Consider the following 9,855-nt stretch of genomic DNA (forward strand, 5'->3'; position numbering starts at 1 on the left):
GCCTGCTCGGCGGTCTGCGCCCGCAACCGCGCCAGTTCGGCATCTTTGCTGTCGGGGCTGTCGGTTGTCGATGGCGGCTTAGACATGTTGCAAACTTACCCTCCCAGGGGATTGTTTGGCAAGCTGTCCTGAACAGTTACCCGCTGGGTTCGTACTCGGGCTGGCGCGACCATTGATCAACTCGCAAGCGCGTAGGGTGCGGTTAGGGACGAACCGCACCGTGACCCACCGTTGACGTCAGACAAGGTGCGGTTCCTGCGTCACCGCACCCTACGGCTTCGAGTCGACCCGATTGAACCGAAGCACCTTGCGGAATCCTTGTTGGCGCAATGCCGGCGCGTAGGGTGCGGTGAGGGACGAACCGCACCATGACCCACCTTTGAGGTCTTCTCTGGCGCGCGGGCGTTTGACGATCTCACGCATCCAGCCCCGCGTCTTTGCGCGCCTCGCGTCTGATCTCTTCGATGTCGAGCGGTGAGTCCTCGCCGCTGTCTTCGCCTTCGATCAGAGCCCGGCGCAGCGCTTCGAGTTGCTGTTCTCGCTCTTCGAGCAGACGCAGGCTTGCTCGGATGACCTCGCTTGCCGAGCCATAGCGACCGTTTTTGACCTGCTGCAAGATGAATCCCTCGAAGTGGTCGCCTAATGAAATACGGGTATCTTTTGACATCTGATCACCACTATTGACTCTACCAATCAATACTCTAATTCGGCATTTCCGGCACAACCAAGCCGCTTCTCCACAAACAAAGCACGTAGGGTGCGGTGAGGGACGAACCGCACCGTGATCCACCGTTGACGTCAGGCAAGGTGCGGTTCCTGCGTCACCGCACCCTACGGGTTCGACACGAACCGCACCCTGATCCTGACCGATACCGATCAGGTCGCTCTGTCGCCATCTCCCAGAAACCCAGGTCGGCCCCAGGTGTTCGTGTCCCAGGTATTCGGGTTACTGGATTGCGGCCAGGGTGTCCGCCCAATCGGCGCCGCGGGCTTCCGCCACGAACTCGCGTGAACCCTTCGTGCCGGGCTTGACATCATGTCGGGACGGAACCGGGTTGCCTTACGCATCCTGAAAACCGCGGTGTCCGAGCAGGCAATGGCCGCTCTCGATCGCGGCCATCATCGCGCGCCCGTAAGAACCCTGAAAGGTCCATGCGCCTTCATTGATCGCGCGTTGAATCGTTGCATAGTGGGCCGCTTCGTCGGGCGCGTCCTGGTTCTCGATCGTCAGGGCTTCATCCAAGGTCAACATGCTTGTTTCCTCATGGTCGGTCGGGCTTGGGGTCAATGGTCGCGGTAGGGCTCGCGCCGGTGGCCGATGTTCAGCGCCAGCAGGTCACAGCGTCCGCGATCCGTGAGCCTCCTCCTGGCTCGTGAGGCGCATTTCCCTGCTACGATAGCCGATCTCAATGACGCTGACACAATGCCAGATGACTTGCGCGCCGCCCATGACCGCAACGGCGAGGTGCTGGAGCGCATCGACATTGGCCGACGCTTCAAGAACGGTACCGAGCGGCTGGAGAAGCTCTTCGAGAGGTATACCAAGATGACCGCGCCCAAGACCTTGCCCGTAACTCCGGCCATCGTGGCACGTGGCGCAGAGCGCCACGGGGCATGCGTGACACCGCAGAGCGGGTGTCACGAGCGACTGATATTTTGGGTAGCCGGTCTTACGAGCGAGGCCCGCGCCCGAGGGTGGACGAGATCAGGCAGGCCAGCGCGTCGGGGCAGGCGGAGGCGCGGAGTCCCGGACCTAGGCGACGCGGGATGATCAAGGCCATCCAGGACAAGATCCGGGCGCGTCTGTACGAGCTCTCCAGACATGCACTGGATCAGAGCATCCGCCGGGACATCAGCATCGCGGAGTTCGAGTATGCGATGTTAGGGGCTGCGGCGATCATCGAGGACTATCCGAACGACAAGTACGGTCCGAGCTGTCTGATCCTTGGCGTTACCCATGCGGGGCGAGCCCTCCATGCGGTTAGCAGTTATCCCAGTCGACCGCTGCTGAAGGTCATCACCCTGTACGAGCCCGATCCGGCGCTGTGGATCGATGCCCGGATCAGGCGCGACGCATGATGAAGGAGCGCATGATGCAAGAGACCATGATCGAAACGACGGTGAACTACACCATCGAGTACCAAGGCCAGCTCTATCTCATCGAGCAGGTCCCCGCGCGAGTCTGCCAAGAGACGGGAGAGGAGTATTTCTCCCCGGAGACCGTCGAGCATATCCAGGCGTTGATCAAGAGCGGTCGACCGCCAGCGCGTGTGATTGGCACGCCTGTGTATCGGTATGCCTGAGCCCATGACGCATCAAGCTCGCGTGCAGCAAGTCCCTTCGGTCTCCGTCACCTACGCCGGCAACGGCAGCTCGACGACGTCCAACGAGTTGGGCATGCGCCCGATGCAGGAGCGCGCTTTCGAGAAACGCGGCGAGCAGTACCTGCTCATCAAATCACCGCCGGCCTCCGGCAAGAGCCGGGCGCTGATGTTCATCGCACTCGACAAGCTCCACAACCAGGGACTCACGCAGGCGATCATCGTGGTGCCGGAGAAGTCCATCGGCGCGAGCTTTAACGATGAGCCACTCTCCAGGTTCGGTTTCTTTGCAGACTGGCAGGTGCAGCCGCGGTGGAACCTCTGCAACGCACCGGGAGAGGACGGCGGCAAGGTGAAGTCGGTGAAGGCATTCCTGGACAGCGACGACCGGGTGCTGGTCTGCACCCATGCGACCTTCCGTTTTGCCGTGGATCAGTTCGGGGTGGATGCCTTCGACAACCGTCTGATCGCGGTGGACGAGTTTCACCATGTCTCGGCGAACCCGGACAACAAGCTTGGCGCGCATCTGGGGCAGTTCATGGCGAGGGATCAGGTGCATCTGGTGGCGATGACCGGGTCCTATTTCCGGGGCGATGCCGCGGCGGTGCTCGCTCCGGGGGACGAGGCCAAGTTCGACACCGTGACCTACACCTACTACGAGCAGCTCAACGGCTACGAACATCTGAAGCGGCTCGACATCGGCTATTTCTTCTACACGGGATCCTATGCCGACGACATCCTGAAGGTGCTCGATCCGGCCGAGAAGACCATCGTGCATATCCCGAACGTCAACTCTCGCGAGAGCACCAAGGACAAGATTCGCGAGGTCGAGCACATCATCGAGGAGCTGGGCGAGTGGCAGGGCACGGACCCGGTGACCGGCTTTCAGCGCGTGACGACGCCCGACGGCCGGGTTCTGCGGATCGCGGACCTGGTCGATGATGACCCCGCCAAGCGCGAGCGGGTGGCCGCGGCGCTGAAAGACCCGGTGCTCAACCAAGATCGCGACCATGTCGACATCATCATCGCGCTCGGCATGGCCAAGGAGGGCTTCGATTGGATCTGGTGCGAGCATGCGCTCACCGTCGGTTACCGCTCCAGCCTCACCGAGGTGGTACAGATCATCGGCCGCGCCACGCGGGATGCACCCGGCAAGACCCGGACGCGTTTCACCAACCTGATCGCCGAACCCGATGCCTCCGAGCAAGCGGTGACCGAGGCGGTCAACGACACGCTCAAGGCCATTGCCGCCAGCCTGTTGATGGAGCAGGTGCTCGCGCCCCGCTTCACCTTCGTGCCCAAGACCCCCGAGAGCGGCCCGCAAGACGGCTTTGACTACGGCGAGAAGGGCTATGATCCGACGAAGGAGAACGTCGGCGTCAACGAGGACACGGGGCAGTTCCAGATCGAGATCAAAGGTCTGGCCCAACCGAAGACCAAGGAGGCCGAGCGCATCTGTCGGCAGGATCTGAACGAGGTGATCGCCGCCTTCGTGCAGGACAAGACCACCATTGAGCGCGGTCTGTTCGACGAGGAACTGGTGCCCGAGGAACTCACCCAGGTTCGGATGGGGAAGATCATCAAAGACAAGTACCCGGAGCTTGATGCAGAGGACCAGGAGGCGGTTCGCCAGCATGCCGTCGCGGCGCTCAACCTGACCCAAAAGGCCAAAGAGGTGGCGGTGGAGGGCGATGGCGCCGGCGGTGACTCCGGGCAGGGCGACGCGGAGACGCGCAGCAACACGGCCTTCATCCAGGGCGTGCGCAAGTTCGTCATGGATGTGCGTGACCTCGACATCGATCTGATCGACCGCATCAATCCCTTCGGCGAAGCCTACGCCATCCTGGCGAAGACCATGAGCGAGGAGAGTCTGAAGCAGGTGCAGGCCATCATCGCGGCCAAGCGTGTGCAGCTCGGGCTGGAGGAGGCCCGTGATCTTGCAAAGCGGGCGCTGAAGTTCAAGCAGGAGCGCGGTCGTCTGCCCTCCATCACATCCGCCGACCCCTGGGAACGACGCATGGCGGAAGGCGTGGCCTTCCTGCAGCGCAAGACGACGGAGGCACAACAGAATGGATGAGCTCTCCGATCTGGAGCTGCTCGATGCCCTGGGTGTCGAAATCACGCCCGAGAAGCAGGCTGCCCGCACGCCGCGCGAGGAGCGCATCATCGCGGGGTTTGAAGAGATTCAGCGCTTCTACGACGAGCATGGTCGGATTCCCCTGCATGGTGAAGAGCGCGACATCTTCGAGCGCCTCTATGCCGTGCGGCTCGATCGACTGCGCGAGCTGGAGGAGTGCCGAACACTGCTCAAACCGCTGGATCATCAGGGGCTCTTGAACGCCGAAGTGCCGGAGGTGACCGAGGCGATTACAGAGGATGTCGATGATGCCGAGCTGCTCGCCATGCTCGGCGTCGATGCGGAGGCGTCGGACATCACGCAGTTGCGGCATGTGCGATCCAGCGTCGAAAAACGCGCGGCGGAAGAGGTTGCGAGCCGCCAACCCTGTGAGGATTTCGCGCATTTCAAGCCGCTCTTTGCGCAGGTGCAACAGGACCTCGACACCGGCCTGCGCAGCGCACGGCCCTTCGGCGTGAAGGCCGAGATCGAACCTGGGCGCTTCTTCATCCTGGGCGGACAGAAGGTCTACGTCGCCGAGATGGGCGAGGTGTTCATGCAGGAGTACGGGGATAGCGATGCGCGGTTGCGCGTCATCTTCGACAACGGAACCGAGAGCAACATGCTCATGCGCTCCCTGCAGCGGGCCTTAACCAAGGACGAGGCCGGACGGCGGATCACCGACCCGAATCCCGGTCCGCTGTTCGAGGGCATTGCCGACGAAGAGGATCACGCGAGCGGGACGATTTATGTGCTGCGCAGCCAGTCGGCGCTGCCGTTGATCGTGGAGAATCGGGAGTTGATCCACAAGATCGGCGTGACCGGCATGGATGTCGAGAAGCGCATCGCCAATGCCAAGCTCGACCCGACCTTCCTTATGGCAGACGTGGAGGTGGTCGCGACCTATCAGCTGTACAACATCAACAGGACCAAGCTGGAGAACCTGATCCATCGCATCTTCGGCTCGGCACGCCTGGAGATCGAGATCAAGGACCGGTTCGGGAATCCCGTGGTCCCGCGGGAATGGTTTCTCGTACCGCGGCATGTGATTGACGAGGCCGTCGAGAAGATCCGGGACGGGACAATCACCCGGTACCTCTACGACACGGCAACCGCGGCGCTCGTGGAACAATCTGGCTGAGTCGGGTGCGATCCTAGCCAACTTGCAACTGACCTTGGCTGCTTTCGGACGCGGAATCCAACGTCAACAACCAAGCCGCAGAGACGTCACCAAACACTGCGGCCATGGCCTCGGTATCCTCGATGCCGGTGCGGCGGATGCCCTCTTCGTCGTTTCGGAGTCGTGAGGGGGTGATCTGTCCGGTGGTTCGTCCAGCGAGGTCTTCGTGGCTGAGATGATGGTGTTCACGGGCGCTTCGGATGCGCTCTCCGATCAGGTGATTCCGGCTGGTATCCATGTCCGCAAATCCTCGTTTGGTGTTTGACGTGGCGAGATTAGAAGCTCCTGGACGGGCTTCGGCATTGATTCTTTCGGTCGTGAATAACGATATGTGTATTTTTCGGTTATCGTGGCGCGGCATGTAACCGCGTGACAAAGAGCTGCATCGATGCAGTCTTGTCGGTGTGAAGTGACGGGCGCGCCCCGGCGCCCGTGCATGCGACTCAGTCAGTGCTTGGCGATGCCGATCACGGTATCGAGGACCTGTGCGGGGAACCCGTCCAGGTCGCCCGCGAGTGCCGGGCGCTCATCAGCGCGCAGCCAGCCATCGTCGTGCTACGGCGCTGTCACCGCGACATTGGTCGCCCCCACCGTTGTCCCGTTCGCGGCGAAGCGCAGGAAGAGGCGGTTGTTGGCCGGATCGAAGGGGATGGGCCGACCGTTACCGAACGCCAGAACGCTGTAATACGCCGTTTGATCGGCACCGATTGAACGCGTCAGGGTGTTTCCGCAGGTCGACGAAGAGCGGATCGACCTTTGATATTGCCCGAAAGCGTAATTGTGATGGGGCCAGTATCGTACGTCGTGAACCATAAACCGCCCCCCCCAGATGACGATGTGTTGTCGCTGATCAAGTTTCCGGTGAGCACTGCGGTATCGCGCCGGCTCAGGGATATTGCTGCTGCACCTCCGCCTCTATTGTATTGGATCGTGTTGCGATCCAGGTGCACGGCACCTTGAAAAGCAACCAACAATCCGGAACCCCCACCATCCGTGCGAAGTCCATCTCGGATGGTCAGCCCCTGTACCAAGAGTGCCGCGCCCTCCGAACCCGGCTGATCTGCCTGCAAAAACAACACCTGTTCCTTACCATTGCCGGTAAGGATCGTGTTGGCCGAATCGAGATCGCGTCGGTCGCAGCCGGTCGCGTATCCGCCTAGCAGGGATAGCGCTTTTGCTTCCCTGCTGTCGTAAACGAAGCGGCCGGCATAGATCCCTCTTACGATCCGGATCTCGTCATCGCTTGGGCAGGGCGTGCGCCGGACCTCGAACGTGATCTTGCCCTGGGCTCTCGGGTCGGCGTAGACGGTGCGGGTGTCCCGGTCGTCGATGCAGGGGCCATCATGCTCACCAGGAGCTTCAACAACGGCACGGGTCGGAATCCTGCGCCATGCAACTAGAGGGCCGAATTCCGGCTGTGCGAGCCCGACGGCCGGATTGTCTGGGTGGCCGATCGCGGCTACCTGGAGTGCGACGGACGGGAACAGCCCCGGCGGCTGATCGGGCTGTCGCAGGACATCACGGAGCGAAAGGCCGCCGAAGACGCCCTTCGCGCCAGCGAGCTGCGCCATCGGACCCTGGTCGAGGCGACCAGCGCTGTGACCTGGTCATGCCCTCCCTCGGGGCACCACGTCGCCCCGCAGCCGGAGTGGATGAGATTCACCCGGCAGAGCGCCGAGCAGATGCTCGGTACCGGGTGGAGCGCGGCGGTTCATCCCGAGGACGTCGCGGCGGCTGTGCAGCGTCGGACGGACGCCGTCGCCCGCGGCGTCGCGGTCGTGAACGAGCACCGCATTCGGCGCCATGACGGGGAGTGGCGCTGGATGCGTGTGCACGCGGTGCCGATCCAGGATGTGCGGGGCGAGGTGGTCGAGACGACGGGCGGGGCATCCCCCGTGAGCGCCTCGCCGAGATCTTCGAGATGTTCTCCCAGGCGGAGCCCGGACGGGATGCCGGGCTCGGCATCGGCCTCAGCATCGCGCGCAGCCTGGTCGCGCTGCACGGCGGGACGATCCGGGCCGAGAGCGACGGACCCGGACGTGGCGCCGTCTTCACCGTCTCGCTGCCCCTCTGCAACAGTCTCCCGGCACAGCCCGGACCACAGGAGACAACGGACGCCGACGCCGTTGCGAAGCGCCGTGTCTTGGTGGTCGACGACGACCGCGACATCGTCGAGAGCCTGCGAATGCTCTTCACCCTGCTGAAGGCCGAGGTTCGGGTCGCCTACGACGGGGCCGAGGCGCTGCGCGTCTGCGCGGACTGGTAGCCGACCCACATCTTGATGGACTTACGCATGCCCGTGATGGACGGCTACGAGGCCGCCCGCCGGCTGCGTGCCAACCACCCCGGCCGAGCCTTCCGCCTGGTCGCCATCACGGGCTGGGGCCAAGACCAGGACCGGCAGCGAACGCTGGAAGCGGGTTTCGACCAATACCTCGTCAAGCCGGTGGGCGTTGCGGAGCTGAAGAGCGTCCTCGCCAGCTAGGTCGAGGCGTCTGCAGCGCCTCTGTCCCGCGATGAAGACCGTTCGCTGCGCGGCGATCTTTACGACGGCTGCAACCCCTCAGGTGGTGCGGCCGTCTCGGCCTCTTGCCGCCGCGATGATCGCGTTCAATCCGGTGTCAAGGCCGGAAAGCTCAGCCGGACCTCGGTGCCCGTCTGCGGATCGGAGGCGAGGCGCATCTGCCCGCCGTGCTGATCGACCAGACGCCGCACGATGGCGAGGCCCAGTCCGGTCCCGTTGGTCTTGGTGCTGAAGAAAGGCTCGGTGAGACGCGCGAGCAGGTGCGCCGGGATCGGCTCGCCGCCGTTGTGCACGCGCAGCAGGATGCGCTGCTCCGGCCTTTGTTCCTCGATGTGCCAGGTCACCGGCGTGCCTTCGGGTGCGGCCTGACAGGCGTTGTCGGTCAGGTTGACGAGGATCTGCCGCAGGCGATCCTGGTCGGCGAGGATGTATGCGGCTGTCGGTGTCGAGGCAAGGCGGAGCGGGTGTCGTCGCTCGCCGTCGTCATAGCCCGCGACGAAGTCGGCGAGGGTGGAGACGACGTCGACGGCCTGCAGATTCAGACTCAGCGGCTTGGCGTAGAGGAGCATGTCGTCGAGCAGACGCCGCATCCGCTCGGCCTCGCCCGCGCCCAGCGCGATGCGCCGCTGCGCGCGCTCGTCCAGTGCCAGTCCGGCGAGCGACTCCAACGCCATGGACACCGTCGTGAGCGGGGTGCGCAGCTCATGGGCGATGCCCGAGGCGAACTCCCCGATGGCGGCCAGGCGGCCTTGCTCGGCGAAGCGGGCGGTGCGCCCGAACGCCTGGGTCAAGAGCTGTGCGATGTTGCCCAGGAGACGTCGCCGCGCGCCATCGAAGCCCTCGGGACGACGGGTCGCGAACACCACCACCGCCGGGACGGGCGTCTGCGTCTGTGCGGTGAGCGGCAGGAAGATCGCGTCACGCATGCCGAGCGCGACCAGGTGACCGAGAAACTCGTAGGCCGGATTCTCGCGCACCCGTGCGACGGCATCGGCGACATGGAGGGGCGCGGCGTCGGCCAGCGCGGATTCCAGGAGCGTGCCCTGCAAGCGGTAAAGCCGTCGATCGCTCGACTGCGGCCTGCCGTCCAGCCAACCGGTCTCGACATGCGCGTTGGCGCGGGCATCGTCGATGAAGACCACCCCGATCCAGTCGAACCCGAGCAGATCTCGAAACTCGCCGCTCAAGAACCCGACCAGCTCGTCGTCTTGCAGCGCATCATGGCGGGAAATGAATTCCTCATGGGTCTCAAACAGCGCCGGATCGTTCGCGGCGGCTGATAGATATTTGCGCAGGATGAGCGAGCAATGGACCGCGGCTTCGCGGGCGCTGTCCGTGGTGGTGCCCGCCAATGCGGCGATGGCCTCGGCGAAGGCTGCGTTGCGGAGCGTGAGCGGATTGATCGGCGGCTTTTTCCTTCTCAGGAAAAACCACGCTGCGAGAACGACGATCACGAGGACCGCGGCAGCCGCGATGCACCACGGCCAGAGTCCGTATTCCGGGATCAGCAGGTCCGGGGAGGCTGGTTCCATCAGTTCTAGTCCGCTGGTCTTCTCGCTCATCGGATTTATCGGGAGCGTTTGCGGCTGCGGCGCTTGAGCAGGCGGTGGAGTTCCGCCAGCGTATCGCAATGGGTGGTGAGCTCCGCGTTGTCGATGCCGTGTTTCCGGAGCACGGAAGTGACGCCATCGTGCTGGCGGCTCATGAGTTTGGC

Annotated in this window: 12 protein-coding genes and 1 pseudogene; 8 read left to right on the plus strand and 5 right to left on the minus strand. The window is 63.6% G+C overall.

Annotated features, from left to right (window positions below):
* Positions 1-415 precede the first annotated feature (415 nt).
* Both VLR48_RS01895 and VLR48_RS01900 read right to left on the minus strand, forming a co-directional pair.
* A complete protein-coding gene (locus VLR48_RS01895; RefSeq protein ID WP_325290155.1) occupies positions 416-667 on the minus strand; it encodes a type II toxin-antitoxin system ParD family antitoxin in 252 nt (83 codons plus the stop codon).
* A gap of 393 nt (positions 668-1,060) precedes the next feature.
* Positions 1,061-1,252, minus strand: a complete 192-nt coding sequence (locus tag VLR48_RS01900) for a hypothetical protein (protein WP_325290156.1) — start codon at positions 1,250-1,252, stop codon at positions 1,061-1,063.
* Between the two features lie 66 nt (positions 1,253-1,318).
* On the opposite strand from VLR48_RS01900, the gene VLR48_RS01905 reads away from it, so the two are divergent.
* Genes VLR48_RS01905 through VLR48_RS01925 form a run of 5 tightly spaced genes read left to right on the plus strand, consistent with a single transcriptional unit; the run spans position 1,319 to position 5,578 of the window.
* Entirely contained in the window at positions 1,319-1,771 is a 453-nt protein-coding gene (locus tag VLR48_RS01905; protein WP_325290157.1) for a type IIL restriction-modification enzyme MmeI, read from the plus strand.
* A complete protein-coding gene (locus tag VLR48_RS01910; RefSeq protein ID WP_325290158.1) occupies positions 1,768-2,079 on the plus strand; it encodes a DUF4258 domain-containing protein in 312 nt (103 codons plus the stop codon). Before VLR48_RS01905 ends, VLR48_RS01910 begins: the two co-directional genes overlap by 4 nt.
* A 14-nt stretch (positions 2,080-2,093) precedes the next feature.
* Positions 2,094-2,303 (plus strand): YgiT-type zinc finger protein, encoded by a 210-nt coding sequence (locus tag VLR48_RS01915; protein WP_325290159.1) that lies wholly within the window; start codon positions 2,094-2,096, stop codon positions 2,301-2,303.
* Positions 2,304-2,307: 4 nt separating this feature from the next.
* A complete protein-coding gene (locus VLR48_RS01920; RefSeq protein WP_325290160.1) occupies positions 2,308-4,398 on the plus strand; it encodes a DEAD/DEAH box helicase in 2,091 nt (696 codons plus the stop codon).
* Positions 4,391-5,578, plus strand: coding sequence for a GIY-YIG nuclease family protein (locus tag VLR48_RS01925; protein ID WP_325290161.1), 1,188 nt, complete (start codon positions 4,391-4,393; stop codon positions 5,576-5,578). The genes VLR48_RS01920 and VLR48_RS01925 overlap by 8 nt, the downstream gene beginning before the upstream one ends.
* Positions 5,579-5,591: 13 nt before the next feature.
* Here the strand turns inward: VLR48_RS01925 and VLR48_RS01930 are convergent, their stop codons facing one another.
* Together VLR48_RS01930 and VLR48_RS01935 are read right to left on the minus strand one after the other, a co-directional pair.
* A complete protein-coding gene (locus VLR48_RS01930; protein WP_325290162.1) occupies positions 5,592-5,855 on the minus strand; it encodes a helix-turn-helix transcriptional regulator in 264 nt (87 codons plus the stop codon).
* Between the two features lie 478 nt (positions 5,856-6,333).
* On the minus strand, positions 6,334-7,188 hold the full coding sequence (locus VLR48_RS01935; RefSeq protein WP_325290163.1) for a right-handed parallel beta-helix repeat-containing protein: 855 nt from the start codon (positions 7,186-7,188) through the stop codon (positions 6,334-6,336).
* A 27-nt stretch (positions 7,189-7,215) separates the two neighbouring features.
* Here VLR48_RS01935 and VLR48_RS20170 point away from each other — a divergent pair.
* From VLR48_RS20170 to VLR48_RS01945, 3 genes and pseudogenes are all read left to right on the plus strand, one after another.
* Positions 7,216-7,488, plus strand: a pseudogene (locus tag VLR48_RS20170) (PAS domain-containing protein); the annotation flags it as partial.
* The gene (locus VLR48_RS01940; RefSeq protein ID WP_325290164.1) at positions 7,431-7,883 is read left to right on the plus strand and encodes a hybrid sensor histidine kinase/response regulator; all 453 of its coding nucleotides are present in this window, start codon (positions 7,431-7,433) and stop codon (positions 7,881-7,883) included. The pseudogene VLR48_RS20170 and the gene VLR48_RS01940, both read left to right, overlap by 58 nt.
* A gap of 15 nt (positions 7,884-7,898) precedes the next feature.
* A complete protein-coding gene (locus VLR48_RS01945; RefSeq protein WP_325290165.1) occupies positions 7,899-8,102 on the plus strand; it encodes a response regulator in 204 nt (67 codons plus the stop codon).
* 125 nt (positions 8,103-8,227) lie between these two features.
* Here the strand turns inward: VLR48_RS01945 and VLR48_RS01950 are convergent, their stop codons facing one another.
* Positions 8,228-9,703: a HAMP domain-containing sensor histidine kinase gene (locus tag VLR48_RS01950; protein ID WP_325290166.1), complete on the minus strand. Its 1,476-nt coding sequence runs from the start codon at positions 9,701-9,703 to the stop codon at positions 8,228-8,230.
* Positions 9,704-9,855: the final 152 nt, after the last annotated feature.

Origin of the sequence: Thiocapsa sp., from assembly GCF_035467215.1 — a bacterium.
In the GTDB taxonomy this organism is placed as follows: domain Bacteria; phylum Pseudomonadota; class Gammaproteobacteria; order Chromatiales; family Chromatiaceae; genus Thiocapsa.